The 16,159-nt window shown below is 72.4% G+C and carries 13 protein-coding genes and 2 pseudogenes; 7 read left to right on the forward strand and 8 right to left on the reverse strand.

Annotated elements, in window-relative coordinates; genetic code table 11:
• Positions 1–24 precede the first annotated feature (24 nt).
• Entirely contained in the window at positions 25–1,050 is a 1,026-nt protein-coding gene (locus tag AC07FY_RS02165) for an endonuclease/exonuclease/phosphatase family protein (protein ID WP_478999226.1), read from the forward strand.
• A 30-nt stretch (positions 1,051–1,080) separates the two neighbouring features.
• Here AC07FY_RS02165 and AC07FY_RS02170 read toward each other — a convergent pair whose 3' ends face one another.
• Together AC07FY_RS02170 and AC07FY_RS02175 are read right to left on the reverse strand one after the other, a co-directional pair.
• Positions 1,081–2,835, reverse strand: a complete 1,755-nt coding sequence (locus AC07FY_RS02170; protein ID WP_478999228.1) for an NAD+ synthase — start codon at positions 2,833–2,835, stop codon at positions 1,081–1,083.
• Positions 2,836–2,905: 70 nt separating this feature from the next.
• Positions 2,906–4,309: a DUF4190 domain-containing protein gene (locus AC07FY_RS02175; protein ID WP_478999230.1), complete on the reverse strand. Its 1,404-nt coding sequence runs from the start codon at positions 4,307–4,309 to the stop codon at positions 2,906–2,908.
• 649 nt (positions 4,310–4,958) lie between these two features.
• Between AC07FY_RS02175 and AC07FY_RS02180 the strand changes: the two genes are divergently transcribed.
• Positions 4,959–5,669, forward strand: coding sequence for a DUF998 domain-containing protein (locus AC07FY_RS02180; RefSeq protein ID WP_478999232.1), 711 nt, complete (start codon positions 4,959–4,961; stop codon positions 5,667–5,669).
• A gap of 101 nt (positions 5,670–5,770) precedes the next feature.
• On the forward strand, positions 5,771–6,622 hold the full coding sequence (locus tag AC07FY_RS02185) for an alpha/beta fold hydrolase (RefSeq protein WP_478999839.1): 852 nt from the start codon (positions 5,771–5,773) through the stop codon (positions 6,620–6,622).
• On the opposite strand, the gene AC07FY_RS02190 is transcribed toward AC07FY_RS02185, so the two are convergent.
• The 4 genes from AC07FY_RS02190 to AC07FY_RS02205 form a co-directional block, all read right to left on the reverse strand.
• A complete protein-coding gene (locus AC07FY_RS02190; protein WP_478999234.1) occupies positions 6,607–7,026 on the reverse strand; it encodes a CBS domain-containing protein in 420 nt (139 codons plus the stop codon). The genes AC07FY_RS02185 and AC07FY_RS02190 overlap by 16 nt on opposite strands.
• 161 nt (positions 7,027–7,187) lie before the next feature.
• Positions 7,188–7,949: a DUF305 domain-containing protein gene (locus tag AC07FY_RS02195; RefSeq protein WP_478999235.1), complete on the reverse strand. Its 762-nt coding sequence runs from the start codon at positions 7,947–7,949 to the stop codon at positions 7,188–7,190.
• An 8-nt stretch (positions 7,950–7,957) separates the two neighbouring features.
• Entirely contained in the window at positions 7,958–8,629 is a 672-nt protein-coding gene (locus AC07FY_RS02200; RefSeq protein ID WP_478999237.1) for a DUF3105 domain-containing protein, read from the reverse strand.
• A 53-nt stretch (positions 8,630–8,682) separates the two neighbouring features.
• Positions 8,683–9,087: a hypothetical protein gene (locus tag AC07FY_RS02205; RefSeq protein WP_478999238.1), complete on the reverse strand. Its 405-nt coding sequence runs from the start codon at positions 9,085–9,087 to the stop codon at positions 8,683–8,685.
• A gap of 172 nt (positions 9,088–9,259) precedes the next feature.
• Here AC07FY_RS02205 and AC07FY_RS02210 point away from each other — a divergent pair, with 172 nt between their 5' ends.
• Positions 9,260–10,621 (forward strand): glutamine synthetase family protein, encoded by a 1,362-nt coding sequence (locus AC07FY_RS02210; protein ID WP_478999240.1) that lies wholly within the window; start codon positions 9,260–9,262, stop codon positions 10,619–10,621.
• A gap of 75 nt (positions 10,622–10,696) precedes the next feature.
• Here the strand turns inward: AC07FY_RS02210 and AC07FY_RS02215 are convergent.
• A pseudogene (locus AC07FY_RS02215) lies at positions 10,697–10,941 on the reverse strand (tyrosine-type recombinase/integrase); the annotation flags it as partial.
• A gap of 287 nt (positions 10,942–11,228) precedes the next feature.
• Here AC07FY_RS02215 and AC07FY_RS02220 point away from each other — a divergent pair.
• The 3 genes and pseudogenes from AC07FY_RS02220 to AC07FY_RS02230 all read left to right on the forward strand — a co-directional run bounded on the left by AC07FY_RS02220 (position 11,229) and on the right by AC07FY_RS02230 (position 13,794).
• Complete coding sequence (locus AC07FY_RS02220; protein WP_478999242.1) at positions 11,229–11,699, forward strand: hypothetical protein; 471 nt, start codon at positions 11,229–11,231, stop codon at positions 11,697–11,699.
• An 860-nt stretch (positions 11,700–12,559) separates the two neighbouring features.
• Positions 12,560–12,643, forward strand: a pseudogene (locus tag AC07FY_RS02225) (glutamine synthetase); the annotation flags it as partial.
• Between the two features lie 140 nt (positions 12,644–12,783).
• Positions 12,784–13,794 carry an SRA domain-containing endonuclease gene (locus AC07FY_RS02230; RefSeq protein ID WP_478999244.1) on the forward strand — a complete coding sequence of 337 codons (1,011 nt, stop codon included), beginning with the start codon at positions 12,784–12,786 and terminating at the stop codon, positions 13,792–13,794.
• Positions 13,795–13,873: 79 nt separating this feature from the next.
• Here AC07FY_RS02230 and AC07FY_RS02235 read toward each other — a convergent pair whose 3' ends face one another.
• The gene (locus AC07FY_RS02235; protein ID WP_478999246.1) at positions 13,874–15,931 is read right to left on the reverse strand and encodes a PIG-L family deacetylase; all 2,058 of its coding nucleotides are present in this window, start codon (positions 15,929–15,931) and stop codon (positions 13,874–13,876) included.
• Between the last annotated feature and the right edge of the window lie 228 nt (positions 15,932–16,159).

The following is a 16,159-nucleotide window of genomic DNA, read 5'->3' on the forward strand; positions in this document are numbered from 1 at the left end:
GAGCACGGCAGTGAGGGCAGCGGCATGGCACAGGCGTACATGACGGAAAAGGGGAACGGCGGTTCGGAGCCCGAGCCCTCCGCATCCCGCTTCCGGCGCCGGCTGGCCGAACTGCGGGGCGACCGGGGGATCTGGCGGCGCGGACTGGTGCTCGCCGCGCTCTCCGTCCTGATCTCGCTGGTCATGATCTTCCACGCGCAGCTGCCCAACGACGTGGGCAACCTCGGCAGCCTCACCGAGACCTTCCTCCCCTGGCTGGGCGCTGCCGTGCCGGTGCTGCTGGCCGCCGCCCTCCTCCGCCGGTCGGCGAGCGCGCTCATCGCCGTCCTGCTGACGGCCGTGGTCTGGACGAACCTCTTCGGCGGCCTGGTCACCGGCAAGTCCGGTCCGGGCGGCAACCTGGCCGTCGCCACGCACAACGTGGACGCCGACAACGCCGACCCGCGGGGGACCGCCGAGTCCGTGGCGAAGTCCGGGGCCGACGTGCTGGCGCTGACCGAGCTCAAGGGCAGCGTCGTCCCGGTCTACGAGAAGGCACTGGCGGGCACGTACAAGTACCACTCGGTCGAGGGCACGGTCGGCGTGTGGAGCAAGTACCCGCTGACCGCCAGCAGCCCCGTGGACATCAAGATGGGCTGGACCCGGGCCATGCGCGCCACCGTGGACACCGAGCACGGGCAGGTGGCCGTCTTCGTCGCCCACCTGCCCTCGGTCCGGGTGAAGCTGAACGCGGGCTTCACCGCCAACCAGCGGGACGACAGCGCGGACGCGCTGGGCGCCGCGCTCGCCGCCGAACCGCTGAAGAGGGTCGTCCTGCTCGGCGACCTCAACGGCACCATGAACGACCGCGCCCTGTCCGAGGTCACCTCGCAGATGCGCTCCACGCAGGGCGCCGCGGGCGACGGTTTCGGCTTCAGCTGGCCCGCCCCGTTCCCGATGGCCCGCATCGACCAGATCATGGTCCGCGGCATCACCCCGGAGGCATCCTGGACCCTCCCGCGCACCGGCAGCGACCACCTGCCGGTCGCCGCCCGGCTGACGGTGAAGTAACCGGCGAAGCAGCCCCCGGCCGGCCTCCGGCTACGCCTGCTCGCGCCAGCCGTTGGTGAGGGGCAGCCGGCGGTCCTTGCCGAAGCCCTTCGCGGAGATCTTCGTACCCGGCGGGTACTGGCGGCGCTTGTACTCCGCCGTGTCCACCATCCGCAGCGTCTTCGCGACCAGCTCCCGGTCGAAGCCCGCCGCGACGATCTCCTCCAGGCCCTTGTCCCGGTCCACGTAGAGGGCCAGGATCGCGTCCAGCACCGGATAGTCCGGCAGCGAGTCGGTGTCCACCTGGCCCGGGCGCAGCTCGGCGCTCGGCGGTTTCGAGATCGAGTTCTCCGGGATCGGCGGGATCTCGCCGCGCTCGGCCGCGGCCCGGTTGCGGTAGCGGGCCAGCCGGAAGACGTCCGACTTGTACACGTCCTTGATCGGCCCGTAGGCGCCCACCGAGTCGCCGTACAGCGTGGAGTAGCCGACGGCCAGCTCCGACTTGTTGCCCGGGGCCAGCACGAGGTGGCCCTCCTGGTTGGAGACCGCCATCAGCATCGTGCCGCGCAGCCGGGACTGGAGGTTCTCCTCAGCCAGACCAGTGAGATCGAGCGCGGCCATGTACGCGTCGAACATCGGCTCGATCGGCACGGTGCGCAGGTGCAGGCCCGTCCGCTCGGCCAGCTCGGCCGCGTCGCCGCGGGAGTGCTCCGAGGAGTACTTCGACGGCATGGAGAGGCCGTGGACGTTCTGCGCGCCGACGGCGTCGCAGGCGACGGCCGCGACCAGCGCGGAGTCGATACCGCCGGAGAGCCCGACCAGGACGGAGCGGAAGCCATTCTTCCGGACGTACGCGCGCAAGCCCACCACCAGCGCGTCGTAGACCTCCTCGTCGTCGTCGAGGCGGTCGGCGTACCCGCCGGGGACGACCGGCTCGTACGCCTCGACCGGCTCCTCGGACAGGATCACCCGGTCGATGCGCAGCCCGTCGTCGACCACCCCGTCGGGCGCGCCGGGCTGCGCCGCCGGCAGGTCGAGGTCCACCAGCACGCAGCCCTCGGAGAACTGCGGGGCGCGGGCGACGACCTCGCCGTCGGCGCCGACGACGATGGAGTCCCCGTCGAAGACCAGGTCGTCCTGGCCGCCCATCATCGCCACGTAGGCCAGGGCGCAGCCGGCCTCCCTGGCCCGCTTGCGGACCAGCTCCAGGCGCAGGTCGTCCTTGTTGCGCTCGTAGGGGGAGGCGTTGACCGAGATCAGCAGCCCGGCCCCGGCGGACCGGGTGGCCGGGACCCGGCCGCCCTCCTGCCACAGGTCCTCGCAGATGGCCAGGGCCACGTCCACGCCGCGGACCCGGACGACGGGCTGGGTGTCGCCCGGCACGAAGTACCGGAACTCGTCGAAGACGCCGTAGTTGGGGAGGTGGTGCTTGGCGAACCGCAGCACGACCTCGCCGCCGTGCAGGACGGCGGCCGCGTTCTGCGGGGAGCCGGCCGGGCGGCCCAGCCGGGGCGCCGCCCCGTCGCTGCGGTCGAGGTAGCCGACGACGACCGGCAGGTCGCCGAACCCCTCCTCCGCCAGCCTCGCGGCGAGCGCGCGCAGGCCGGCGCGGGAGGCCTCCACGAAGGACTCGCGCAGGGCGAGGTCCTCCACGGGGTACCCGGTCAGCATCATCTCGGGGAACGCCACCAGGTGGGCGCCCTGTTCGGCGCAGTGGCGGGTCCAGTGGACGACCGAGTCGGCGTTGGCCGCGATGTCGCCGACGTGCGCGTCGATCTGATTCAGGGCGAGGCGTAGTTGAGGCACCCGCCCAGTCTAATCGTCTTTCTGACGCGATGTCCTGGGCGCGGCCCCGTTCCCGTTTTCGGCGGCCCGGTCAGGTCACCGGGCCGGCGTACTGCACGTCGTCGAGCAGGGTCCCCGCGGAGATGTCCGCGCTGATGGCGGCCGTGCCCTCGGGCACCTCGTACGCCACCACCCCGCTGGCGGACTCGCCCGGGAGGATCGACCCCCTGATCATCTTCGGGACGCCGCCGCCGGAGCCGCCGCTGTCGAAGACCAGCTCGGCGGTCATGCCCTTGTCGTCGCGGACGTTGGGCACCGCGTAGATCACCTCGTGCGGTTCGGTCGAGCCGTTGGTGATGGTCACCGTGATCTGGATCGCGTTCTTCACCCGCTCGCGGGCGAGGATGCCCTTGGGCGCGTACTTCTTGGGCGCCGAAAGGGTCACCTTCACCCCGTTGTCGTAACTGAAGGTCTCCCCGAACGGCAGCGCGCTGGTCAGGCCGGGCACCTGGGAGGGCGAGGGCGGGGTCATCGGCTTGGGCGAGGAGTCGGGGTAGGGGATCAGCTCGCGGTCCTGCCGGCCGATGTCGCGCCCGGCCCGGTCGACGGCCTTGTCGACGACGTAGGCGGAGAGGAACACGCCGGCGACGGCGGCGCCCAGGCCGACCACGCCGAGGACCGTCCCGGTGACGGCCATCGCCTTGCGCGGGGCGCCCTTGGAGGCACGGACGAGCGCGCCGATGCCGAGGCCCAGGGCGGTCGCGGCCAGGATCGCCCCGGCCCAGAAGAAGAAGGGGACGAGCGCGACGAGGATGCCGACGATGCCGACGACCAGAGCGGCCACGGCCAGCCCGTTGGTGGCCGGCGGGCCCTGCGGATAGCCGGGGTACGGGGTCCCGGGGAAGCCGGCACCGGGCGGGGCCCAGGGGCCGCCGGGGCCGGGTCCGTGCGGGCCGCCGGGGCCGAACCCGCCGAACCCGCCGGGGGCGCCGGGGGCGCCCTGGCCGAACCCGCCGGGCCCGTCCGGGGCGGGCGGTGCGAACGGGTGGGGCGGGGCGAACGGGTGGGGCTCGGCCGCGGGGGAGGGCGGGGCGAACGGGTTGGGCTCGGGCGCCGGGCCGGGCTGCGGAGGCGACGGGAGGGCGGGCTGCTGCTGCTCGGCCGCCGGGGAGCCCGCCGGCGTCGGCTGCTCCAGCGGCTGCTCCGGCGGCGCCGGAGGCTGCGTGGACGTGGCGGGCTGCTCGGCCGCCGGCGGCGCGGCCTGCGGGTTCTGGGCGGCGGCCCGGGGCTTGTCGAGCGACAACGGCTTGGCGAGCGGCTTGTCCAGCGACAGGGGCTTGTCGACGGGCGTCGGCTTGTCGAGGGACACCGGCGGCTCGGGCGCCGGGGCCTGCGGGAGCGGCTCCGGGGCGGGGGCCGCCTCGGGTATCGGGGTGCCGGCCGGCTCCGTCGGCGGACCGGGCGCAGGGGTGGGCGGGTTCGGCGGGGTGCTCATACCGGCGGAGGCGTCCTTTTTTCGCGGCTGTCCTGATCTCCGCAAGGGTGCCATGCCGCCGCCCCGGCCCCGACGGGTTTTCCGCAGGTCCGGGGGCGCCCCGGGCCCCGTCGTCGACGTCGCGCCCGGCCCGTGACCGCCCGGCACCGCACCTCGCCGCGGTCCCCGTACGCCCAGGAGCGGACGGTGTGCCCGCCGCCGCGGTCGAGCGGGGTGGCGGTCGCGGTGAGCCTGACCTCGGTGACCGGCCCGGTGGCCTTGCGGGCGGCTTCGGCGGCCTTGACATCCGGCCCGGCCGGGTCGACGTGTCCGGCCGGGCCGTCGGGGCGGAGCCGTGGTGCGCGGAGCCGTGGTGCGGCGAGCCGTGGTGCGTCGAACCGTCGCGGCCGTGGCCGGAGTCCGGTCCCGGGGGCGGGCGCAGGCGGCGAGCAGTCCCGGACCGGCACCGGCCGGGGCGAGGGCGGCGCCGGCGCCGAGCACGGCGCGGCGGGAGGGAAGGGAGGCGTCGGGCACCTCACGGGCCGGGGTCGCCGCACCCCCGAGCGGCGCGGCGGGCCCGCCGGGAACTGCACGTCCGGCGGGGACGTTACCCGGGGCAGGTACCCGCGCCGAGGAGCGACGCCACGTTTTGCCTAGGATCAGTCCCACTATGTCCACACATGGCCTCCCCCCGCGCCCGCCTCGGACCGCCGTACCCGTCGCCGTCCTCATCGGGCTGGGCGCCGCCGCCTACACCGCCTGGGTGCTCGAAGTCGTCCTGTCCACCGGGCTCAACCCCATCGAGGCGTACGTGAGCGAGTTGGCGGCCCAGGACCGGCCGCTCGGCGGCCTGTTCCGGGCCACCGACTTCACCGCCGGACTGCTCGTCTTCCTCGGCGGGCTGCTCGCGCTGCTCCGGCTCGCGCGGCACGCGGAATCCCGCGGCGCGTGGACGATGGCCGGCTGGGCCGGGGTCACCCTGTTCGGCGCGGCCACCGCCGCGGACGCTTGGCTGCCGCTGAGCTGCGCGCCCACCGCGGATCCGGAGTGCGCGGCGCGGGAGACCGCCGGGCTGGTCCCGGCCACCCACCAGGCCCACGCCGTCAGCAGCAGCCTGGCCATGACCGGCGCCCTGGTCGGAATCCTGGCCCTCACCGTCGCCGCCCGCCGCTACGGCTTCTTCGCCCCGCTCGCCCGTTATGGCCCCGCGCTCGTCGCCCTCGAACTCCTCGCCACGGCCTGGACTCTGTCCGCCATCGCCCTGTACACGGCCGGGCGCGGGACCTGGGCGCTGGGCGCCGGGCAGCGCCTGCAGGTGCTGTTGGTGGCCCTGTGGCTGGGCCTGCTGGCGTACTCCGTCCACCGGGAGCGCCGTACGTGAGCGCGCGGGACCCGCGGGAGGGCACCGCGACGGGGAGCGGGATCACGACGGAGAAGGGGACGGGGAGGCGGAGCCCGGACACTCGCGGCACCGGCCGGTTCGTGCGGGCGGGCGCCGACGGGGTCCCGCTGCACGTCGTGGTGGAGGGCCGGGGACCGGTGGTGGTGCTCAGCGCCGGGCTCGCCATGGCCTGGTTCGACTGGGACGCGGTCGCCGCGCTGCTCGTGGGCCGCGGCCGCACCGTCGTCCGGTTCGACCGCCCCGGGCACGGCCTCAGCGGCCCCGCCGCGGACCCGGCGACCGCCTCCGGGGAGGCCCACCGGATCGCCGGACTGCTGGACGCGCTCCACCTCACCGCCCCCGTCACCGTGGTCGGGCACTCGATCGCCGGATTCCACGCCGAGGCCTTCGCCCGGCTGCACCCGGAGCGCACCGCCGCCCTGGTGCTCCTCGACTCCAGCGTGGAGGAGGCGCCCCGCGCGGTGCTGCCCGCGGCCTTGCGGACCGCGGCCGCCCGCGCGCTCGGCCGGGCCGCGAGCGCCGCCGGACTGCCCGCCGCGCTGGGACCCGCGGCCCGGCGGGCGGCCGTACGGGCCTCGCGGACCGGCGGCGGCGACCCGGCCGCGCGGGACCTCGTACGCCGCTGCTACCGCACCGGCCGCGTCTGGCGCGGTGCCCTGCTGGAGAACGCCCGCTACCCGGACACGGCCGCCGAGGTCCTGGAGCTGCGCGCGCGGTGTCCGCTGACCGCGCCGGCCACCGTCCTGGCCGGCCACGACGGTTCCGGGAGGCGCGGCGCCCGGCGCTGGCTGGCCCGGCAGGAGGCGCTGGCCGACGCGATCGGGGCGCGCTTCGAGGTGGCCGAACCCGCCGGGCACCTGGTCATGCTGGACCGCCCGGACCAGGTGGCCCGGGCGGTCCTGGACGCCGCCCCGGATCAGGAGCGGGCGTAGACCGCCTCCGCCCAGCCGGCGATCTGGTCCTCCGTGAGGTGCTTCGCGAGGTCGGCCTCGCTGATCATGCCGACGAGCTTCTTGTCGCGGATCACCGGCAGCCGCTTGATCTGGTGGCTCTGCATCTCCTCCAGCACTTCGGAGACGTCGGCGTTCGCGTCGATCCAGCGCGGCGTCCCTTGGGCCATGTCACCGGCCGTCATCTGCGCCGGGTCGTGGCCCTTGGCCACGCAACCGACCACGATGTCGCGGTCGGTCAGGATGCCGCACAGCCGCTCCGTCTCGTCGCTGATGGGCAGCGCGCCCACGCCCAGGCGGGCCATCAGCTGTGCGGCCCGGTCCAGGGTCTCGCCCGCGGGGATCCACTGGGCCCCGGCGTGCATGATCTCTCCGGCGGTGGTCATCGCGTCAACCTCCTGAGCGCCGTCGTGCGGTGAGGCGCGGACGCGCCCGCCGCGGCGCCCCCGGGCCGGTGGGGGAGGGGGGATCGCGAAGGGGAGTGCGACGGGACGTGCACGCCCGCACGGCGGGGAGGCGCCTCCCACCACCGTACGGGCGTACCCCGTCACCCGCGCGGCGCAGCCCCGCGCCGCCCGAGCATGTCCGCCATCAGGGTGAGCTCCGAGCGCTGGGCGTCGACCATGCCCTGCGCCAGCTCCCGCTCGACCGGGGTCCCGCACTGCCGGGCGCAGCCCTCGGCCATCGCGACACCGCCCACGTGGTGGTCGGTCATCAGCTGCAGGTAGAGCACCTCGGCGTCCCGCCCGGAGGCCGCCTGGAGCCGGGCGAGCTCCTCCTTGGTGGCCATGCCGGGCATCAGTGCGCCGGGCGCGGCGGTGTGCCCGCCGCCGTGGCCCGTGTGCCCACCGCCGCCGCCGGTGTGCCCGCCGGTCCCGGAAGCCATCCAGGACATGGGCGGCTCGTCCGCCACCACCTTCGGCAGCCCCCACAGGTCCAGCCAGCCCAGGAGCATGCCCCGCTGGTTGGCCTGGGTGTTGGCGATGTCGTAGGCGAGGCTGCGCACCGCCTCGTCCTGGGTGCGGTCGCGCACGATGAACGACATCTCCACCGCCTGCTGGTGGTGCACCGCCATGTCCCGCGCGAAGCCCGCGTCCGGCGAGTGCAGCGCGGGTGTGCGGGCCGCCATCCCGGCCGCGCCGCTGTCCCCGGACGCGGCGGTGACGGTCGCCGCCGCGGCGAAGAGCAGCGCCAGCAGCACGGCCGATCCGGCGACCCAGTACGTACGGGGAGTGCGGCGGGCGGCGGGGGCCCCGCCGGACGGCTCCGCGACCGGCCCGGTCGCGGACTGCGTCGCCGGCCCCGTCACCGGCCGGCTCACTGGCCGGCCACGCCGTTGGTGCAGGCCGCGCCGGGCTCCGGGGTCTGCGGGCCCTGCACGTACTTGGTGAAGAACTGCGCGACGCGCGGGTCGTCCGCCTTGTCCACCGTCAGCTGCTTGCCCCACGCGCTCAGCATGATCGCGCCGGCCTGCTCCTTGACCGGGCTCATCAGCGTGTACGGCGTCCTGCCCACCGTCGCGGCGAGCTTGTCCACCTCGCTCTGGGCGGCCTTGTCGTTGTACGTCACCCAGACCGCGCCGTGCTCCAGTGAGTGCACGGCGTTCACCTGCGGAACCGGGCTCTTGTAGACGTCGCCGTTGCAGTTCATCCAGCGGGGGTGGTGGTCGCCGCCGACCGGCGGGTTCATCTCGTACGTCACCGGGGTCTCGACGTGGTTGCGGCCGAGGTTCTTCGCATCCCAGGTCTGCTCGCCGTCGACAGGCGTCTTGCGGGCCTGTGCGATGGCGTCCTTCGCGCGCTGCTCGTCCTGCTTCTGGTCGATCAGCACCCAGGCGCCGAAACCGACCAGGCCGACGACGACGACCGTCGAGGTCGTGATCGCGATGGCCTTGTTGCGCCGGTCGCGCGCCTTTTCGGCCCGGCGCATCTCGGCTATGCGCGCCTGGCGGGAGTGCTGGTCTGTGGACTTTCCGGACTTGCTGGCCATGGTGCCCTGGTTCCTTCTTCAGAGGGGGGTGGACGGACGCGAAACCGGACCGGTCAGGTCCGCAGCACCTGGAGCGCATGCAGGTCGGGACCGCGCGCGAGCGCGAGGGGCGCCCGGATCCGGCCCGGTCCGCCGGCCGCGGCGACGGGCGGCGCGTCGCCGCCGGCCAGGACCACGGCGGGAGGCGGAACGGGCAGCAGCCCCGGCGGCACGTGCGCGAGGGCCGAGCAGCCGGGCGGGTCGTACGGCGACACGCAGACGGCCTGCGCGGGCCCGTGGCCCGGGGGGCGCCCGTCGGCCGGGGCGGGGGGCTCACCGGGCCGGGCGCACAGGAGCAGCACCCCGAGGACCACGCAGGCGAGCCCGCCGGCGAAGAAGCCGAAGGCGGCGGGCAGGACGGCGCGTGGAAGGCCGCGGCGTGTACGACGCCCCCCGCGCGTGTGCTCCCGGCCCCCCATGGGCGCAGATGGTAATGCTCATGACGGGTCCATGGTCAGTGCGGGGGTGCCGCGACCTGTGCCGGGTGCGTAATGTGGCGGAAACCACCACTGGCGATACTGGGTCGGCCCGACTGTGCCCCGGCCCCGGTGGTAGTGGTGCACAGGCCGTCTGAACTGCGAGGATGAAAGCATGGACAAGCAGCAGGAATTCGTCCTCCGGACGCTCGAGGAGCGCGACATCCGCTTCGTGCGCCTGTGGTTCACCGACGTACTGGGCTTCCTCAAGTCCGTCGCGGTCGCCCCCGCGGAGCTGGAGCAGGCCTTCGACGAGGGGATCGGCTTCGACGGCTCCGCGATCGAGGGCTTCGCGAGGGTCTACGAGTCCGACATGATCGCCAAGCCGGACCCGAGCACTTTCCAGATACTGCCGTGGCGCGCCGAGGCACCCGGGACCGCCCGGATGTTCTGCGACATCCTGATGCCGGACGGCTCCCCGTCCTTCGCGGACCCGCGCTATGTCCTCAAGCGCATCCTGGCCAAGACCTCGGACCTGGGCTTCACCTTCTACACCCACCCCGAGATCGAGTTCTTCCTGCTGAAGGACAAGCCGCTGGACGGCAGCCGTCCGGTCCCGGCCGACAACTCCGGCTATTTCGACCACACCCCGCAGAACGTGGGCATGGACTTCCGCCGCCAGGCGATCACCATGCTCGAATCGATGGGCATCTCGGTCGAGTTCAGCCACCACGAGGGCGCCCCGGGCCAGCAGGAGATCGACCTGCGCTACGCCGACGCCCTCTCCACGGCCGACAACATCATGACGTTCCGCCTCGTGATGAAGCAGGTCGCCCTGGAACAGGGCGTCCAGGCCACCTTCATGCCGAAGCCCTTCTCGGAGTACCCGGGTTCGGGCATGCACACCCACCTCTCCCTCTTCGAGGGCGACCGCAACGCCTTCTACGAGTCGGGCGCCGAGTACCAGCTCTCGAAGGTCGGCCGCTCCTTCATCGCCGGCCTGCTGCGCCACGCGGCGGAGACGGCGGCGGTCACCAACCAGTGGGTCAACTCCTACAAGCGCATCTGGGGCGGCTCCTCCCGCACGGCCGGCTCGGGCGGTGAGGCCCCGTCGTACATCTGCTGGGGCCACAACAACCGCTCGGCCCTGATCCGCGTCCCGATGTACAAGCCGGGCAAGACGGGCTCCGCCCGCGTCGAGGTCCGCTCGATCGACTCGGGCGCCAACCCCTACCTCACCTACGCCGTCCTCCTGGCCGCCGGCCTGAAGGGCATCGAGGAGGGCTACGAACTCCCGGCCGGCGCCGACGACGACGTCTGGGCCCTCTCCGACGCCGAACGCCGCGCCATGGGCATCGAACCCCTCCCGCAGAACCTGGGCGAGGCCATCTCCCTGATGGAACGCAGCGAACTGGTCGCCGAAACCCTCGGCGAACACGTCTTCGACTTCTTCCTGCGCAACAAGAAGCAGGAATGGGAGGAATACCGCTCGGAGGTCACGGCCTTCGAACTCCGCAAGAACCTCCCGGTGCTGTAGCCGCAGGTCAGACGGCCTTTCGGGTCAGAACCACACTCAGGGCCAGCGGCACTCGGCCGCTGGTCCTGAGCCGTCTCACTCGCCCCGGGCCGTCTGTGGGCCGTCCGCCGCAGAATCCGAGGCTTCGCAGATCCCGTCCACGGCCTTGCGGGTCCGCCCCTCGCTACTCGGCATCAGGTGCGTGTACGTCCGGAGCGGAGCGTGAAGCCCGGGTCGCCGTGCCCGAGGTAGGTGCTGAGCGCCTCGATGTTCTCGCCGGCGTCCAGCAGCACCGAGGCGTAGAAGTGCCGCAGCGCGTGCATCCCATGCTCGCGCGAAGCGGTCAGAGACATCGGACGCGGTTACCGGTTACATCCCCTGCCGTCGCCCGCTGGCAGCCGAGGGAAGAGGCCACCCAACCACTCACCTCCTTGGAAGGCCCCGCCCTCCCACGTGGCCGTCCTCAGGGACCGTGTGATTGGCTGTCCGGTCTTGTGGTTGTGCCACATTGCTGAGGTCCGGCCGCCGTGTTGTTCCAGGTCGAGCTGGCCGTCTGCGTGTCCCGGTCCGGCCCGAGATCGCCGAACCCCGAGCCATGCTCATGCCATCGGTGTCATAATCGGACGTTGTGTGGACAATGCTTGCGCCGCTCATCGGCGTCCTGCTCGGCGGGTTCATGTCGATGCTGGCCCAGCGCTCGGCAGGACGCGCCTTGGAACGCGGCGAGGCGCGCCGCAGTGTTCGTGAACTTGCCGAGGCGCGCCGCAACGAGCGTCTCACCCACCTCATCGAATTTCTGTCTGCGGTGCAGGAAGCTGAACGAGTCGCGGTGGATCGGCATCACCACAACCTGGCTGACGAGCAGTGGCAGGCCCGGGCAGGGCAGGTCCTTGACAGGGTGTGGGTGATGCAGAAGACGATCCACGTGCTGTGCACGTCTGAGGTCAGCGAAGCGGCACATAGCCTCGCGTGGGCAGTACAGGAGGTGATCAGGAAGGGTCCCGAAGACCCGGGAGAGCCACAGGATGAGAAGGTCTGGGCACACATCCGTCCGAGCCGACAGGCATTCCTTGATCTCGTTCGCGACCAGCTGAGTTGAAACCCCGGGGAAGGATTCGGCAGCTGCCGTGAGCGGCCCGGGTCAAGCAGCACCAGCTCCGGCCTCCATTGTGCGGCGAGCATCATGTCCTTGAACAGGCGCTTCTACTGGGGTCCCCACTAACCAGTAGTAGAGCCGCTCTGCTTCCGAGTCTGCTTCGCCGGCGGCTTGACCTTGAAGTCACCACCGCCGGTCCCCTCGGCCACCAGACGCGTGATCATTTCGACCGCAAGGGCCTCCTGGAACCAGGGCGTCTCGCGTACAGCCTTGAACGAGCATCTCGCGGGCCACAGCCTCCGGCAGGGTGCCATGGATCCCGGCCGTGCCGTCACCGAGTTTGGCGTGCCGTAGGCAGTCCAGGAAGGTCTCGACCTTGTCCCCTCTCCGCCGGGCGATGCTGATGTCCGCCACTCCTCGACCGGATTCTCCGATGCTCAACAAAGTCCGCCCCTAACGGTTGTCGTGCCTTCACGCCCGGGGTAGACGGTGAAACGTGGACCAGGGCGCCGAGTCCTGCCCGCGGGGTTGTCGCTTGTCTTGTCGCTTGTCGCCCCGTAGTCAGACGGCCCTTCAGGAGCACCGCAGGGCCGAAGTGGGCCCGCCGCGGGGACGACAAGCGACAAGCGACAACCAGCCACGTGGAGCGGCAGCCGCCTCGGACGGTTACCAGCGCGGCTGGTGGTCCTTCCTGCCCTTCGCCGTGACGGCCAGCCGCCGGGCCCTGCCGGGCCGTCTGTGGGCCGTCGAAGGCTTGCCCATGGCTACTCATGGCGACCACTGATGACCACTCGATCTCTGCTCCTCCGCAGGGCGTCGAGAGTGATCCCTGGTCCGGGCATAGGTCAGTGAGATCCTGCGCGCTGCGCAACAAGAAGCAGGAGTGGGAGGAATACCGCTCGGAGGTCACGGCCTTCGAACTCCGCAAGAACCTCCCGGTGCTGTAGCCGCAGCTCAGGACCACTGTCGCACCGTCCTGACCCTTCGGGCCGGCGGTCGAGCACCGCCGGCCCGAAGCCGTCCCGCTCACCCCGGACCGCCTGCGGGCCGAAGCCGGGCTGTCGGTGACGGTGTATATCTTCACCGCATGACGACTCTTGATCTTGTTCCGGGCCTGATCACGACGCGCGAGAAGGTCGCCCAGGCCTACGGTGGTTCGATCTACAGCGGGGGAATCGTCCCGGCCAAGAAGTCGAACATGGTGTTCGTGTACTCCGATCCGGCCGTGGGTGAGAAGTTCGGCTACACCTTCGACGGGCAGGCCGAAGACGACGAGTTCGGAACCCTTTACCTGTACACCGGGGCTGGTGCGGAGGGGGATCAGGAGTTCGTCCGCGGTAACAAGTCGCTGCTCGAGACGGCGACGAACGGGCAAGAGGTGCACCTGTTCGTTGCGGACAGCCGCGTACCCGGCAAGAAGGAAGTGCGGCAGCGTTACATCGGGCGGGTGGTGCTCGATCCGATCGAGCCCTACGAGGTGCGTTGGAGCCCGGTGGGGGACGGCACGCTGCGCCGCATCATCGTGTTCAGGCTGCGGCCCGCTGAGGGTGCGGAGTTGTTCCTGCTGGAGCAGGATGCGATGAAACCAGCAGCACAGACGACCGTCCTCGAGGTGTCTTTGGAGCAGAAGCTCGCGAAGCTGCCGGCCCAATCCGGCACGAACGAAAAGAAGACCGAGCAACACAGCACGCCGGAGACCACCGCGAACATCACTGGCGGTACGCGCACGATGCGTCGCCGTGAAGGACAGCTCGTGAAGGCCTTCGAGTCCCACTTGGAGCAGGCTGGTCACTCCTTCAAGAGCTTCCAGATCACCATCGAGGGGGAGCCGGGCGCTCTCACGCCGGATGTCTACGACGAGACCGACCACGTCTTGTACGAGGCGAAGGGACAGGCGACCCGCACCAACGTGCGGATGGCAATCGGACAGTTGGCGGACTACAGGCGACACCTCCACAACGTCGAAAAGCTCCGGGTTGCGGTGCTCCTGCCGAGTGCGCCGACCCCTGACGTGAGGGACCTGCTCGCCGCCCAGCAGATCGCTCTGGTCTACCAGACGGAGGACGGGTTCCAGGGATTCCCGATACCCACCACCTAGCGGTCAGTGGGGGCGTCGGTCGGCGGGAGCCGCCCGGGTCTCAGCGGCCCCCAGCCATGCCGGCCGTCACCGCGCCGGGTCAGCGGACCGCGCGGTGCCAGAGGGGGCGGGTGGGGGGTGCGGGCGGTGTCGTCGTGTGGAGGTGTGCGTCCAGGCCCACCACCGCCATGGTCGTGCCCGACGCTTCGGTAACGGCCGCAGGCGCGCCCGCGTACAGCAGCCCGGAGTCCGTCCACGCGGGCGGGCCGCCCAGGCCCGTCGTGCCGATCGTGCCGTTGTCCGCACGGCCCACGACGTGCCGGCCCGCGACGCCGACCGCGCCGTACCCGGCCCGCCCGCCCGCCTCGGTGACGCTGGAGACCTGCGGCCGGCCCGGCCCCGCGGTGACCAGGGCGGAGCGCACGACGCCGGAGTCCGGGCGGCGGAAGTACAGCCGGACGCCCGCGCCGTCCGGGGCGGCCGAGAGGGGCACCGTGGTGGCGGGCAGACCCGTCGGCTGCGGCCCGGCGAGCCCGGCGCCGGGCGTTGCCTCGGTCCAGGCCAGGACCGACGTCGTGGTGGTGGCGTAGACGTGGCGGCGCCCGGCCGAGTCGACCGCCGCCACCGGGTCGCCCTGCAGGTCCTCGCCGCCCAGCCGCCGCCAGGCGGAGAAGCTGCCGTCGGGCTGCTGGACGGTGGCGCGCAGCGTGCGCCGCGCGTCGCGGAGGTAGACGGTGAGCCGGCCGTCCGCGTCCACGGCGGCGGCCGGCGCGCTGATGGACGAGGTGCCGTCCTCGTCGGAGTGCTCGGGGGTGCCGAGCGAGCGCCACGGCCCGAACGGCCCGTCGGGCGCGGCCTGGACGGCGTACACGACCTCGCGCCGGTAGTCCGCGGGCCGCGCCGTGCCGAAGGCGGTACGGGTGGCGAGGACCGCGATCCGCCCGTCCGGCAGGCGGGCGGTGGTCGCGCCCGGGTCGATGCCCGTGCCCGGGAGGAGGGAGGGGCCGCTCCACGCGCCGCCCGGGTCGCGCGTCCAGTACGCGGTCTGGCCGTCCAGCGTGGCGAAGGCCCACAGCCGGCCGGGCGTGCCCTCGACCAGCCAGGAGGCGTGGTCGGCGCGGGTGTAGCGCAGCGACTGGGCCCAGTTGCGCCCGGTGGGGTTGCCCGCGACCTTGCGGTCCCCGCAGCCCGAGGGGGAGCCGCAGTAGTCCTGGTGGTCCTGCCAGGCGTACGTCCGCAGGTAGCCGGTCTTCACCTCGGCGGTCTGCGGGTCCAGCGCGTGCGGGAGGGTGCTGTTGTGGTAGCCGAGGTAGCTCTGGACGGAGAACCGCGGGCGGTCGGTGTACTGGGCGGCGTAGGCGGCCGAGGCGGCCTGCACGAACCGCGCCCCGTACATGTGGTCCTGGTGGTCGGTGAAGCGGCCGGTCTCGCCGTACCGGCCCGGTGTCGGGTCCTGCATCCGTATCGTCGTCGGCCGGTAGCGGGCCAGGACCCCTGCTATCGCCTGTATGAGCTGGTCCTTCGTGTACGTGAACTGCTGCTTGACCGGGGTGCCGGAGGCCAGCTGGGCGCCAAGCGCCGGTACGCGCCCGTTCCACAGGCCGCGCAGGCTGTCGGGGTTGTCCGCGGCGGTGCTGCGGGCCTCGCGGAGCTGGAACCACACCAGGTTGACCTGCGGCTTGGCGACGAGGATGTCGAGCTCGGCCTGGCCGCCGCCCGCGGTGGGTATGACGGTGCGCTTCCAGGCGCTGGTCCGGTCGCCGGTGGCCATCTGCGCGTAGGCGGAGCGTATGCCGTTCTGCCGGGCCTCCGCGTAGTGCGTGCGGTCGGCGGGCTGCTCCGGGTCCCGGACGCCCGCGCCGCGCGCCTCGTTGCGGCCGTCGGCCTCGCCGGAGGTGAGGTAGGCGGTGGTGACGGGGATCCCGGACAGCAGCGAGCGGCTGAGGTCGGGGTTCATGAAGAACAGGTCGTCGTCGGGGTGAGCGACGACCTGGACGACCGATCCGGCGGTCACGCTCGCGGGCAGCGCGGCGACGGCGTTCTTGTCCTCGGCGGCCCCGGCCGACGTCTGCTGGCCGGAGGCGAACGCGAGCACACCGGTGGAGCCGGCGGTCAGTACGCCGAGCAGGGCCGCGAAGCGGCGTCGGGTCATGGGCATCGGGCACGCCTAGGGGTCGATCGTCCGGGCGGAAAACCGCTGAGCAGTCAGAGAGAGGCCATTCCGGCGGACTTGGTTCACCGGTTACGGCGATGACTGCTGCTTTCCGGAAACGACCGGAGGTGATTGTGCCCTGTGAAGAGGTAGGTCCGGATATGTGCCCGAGATGTGGATGAAGTTCGTCCGCTCCGTGGAGCAACGGGCCTACGGGTCTGTGGGGTTAACGGC

The organism is Streptomyces sp. NPDC045967 (assembly GCF_056430495.1).

Coding starts and splice junctions, on each gene's coding strand:
- AC07FY_RS02165 (WP_478999226.1), top strand. CDS start 25: ATGGCACAGGCGTACATGACGGAAAAGGGGAACGGCGGTTCGGAGCCC.
- AC07FY_RS02175 (WP_478999230.1), bottom strand. CDS start 4,309: ATGAGCACCCCGCCGAACCCGCCCACCCCTGCGCCCGGTCCGCCGACG.
- AC07FY_RS02180 (WP_478999232.1), top strand. CDS start 4,959: ATGTCCACACATGGCCTCCCCCCGCGCCCGCCTCGGACCGCCGTACCC.
- AC07FY_RS02190 (WP_478999234.1), bottom strand. CDS start 7,026: ATGACCACCGCCGGAGAGATCATGCACGCCGGGGCCCAGTGGATCCCC.
- AC07FY_RS02200 (WP_478999237.1), bottom strand. CDS start 8,629: ATGGCCAGCAAGTCCGGAAAGTCCACAGACCAGCACTCCCGCCAGGCG.
- AC07FY_RS02205 (WP_478999238.1), bottom strand. CDS start 9,087: ATGGGGGGCCGGGAGCACACGCGCGGGGGGCGTCGTACACGCCGCGGC.
- AC07FY_RS02210 (WP_478999240.1), top strand. CDS start 9,260: ATGGACAAGCAGCAGGAATTCGTCCTCCGGACGCTCGAGGAGCGCGAC.
- AC07FY_RS02230 (WP_478999244.1), top strand. CDS start 12,784: ATGACGACTCTTGATCTTGTTCCGGGCCTGATCACGACGCGCGAGAAG.
- AC07FY_RS02235 (WP_478999246.1), bottom strand. CDS start 15,931: ATGCCCATGACCCGACGCCGCTTCGCGGCCCTGCTCGGCGTACTGACC.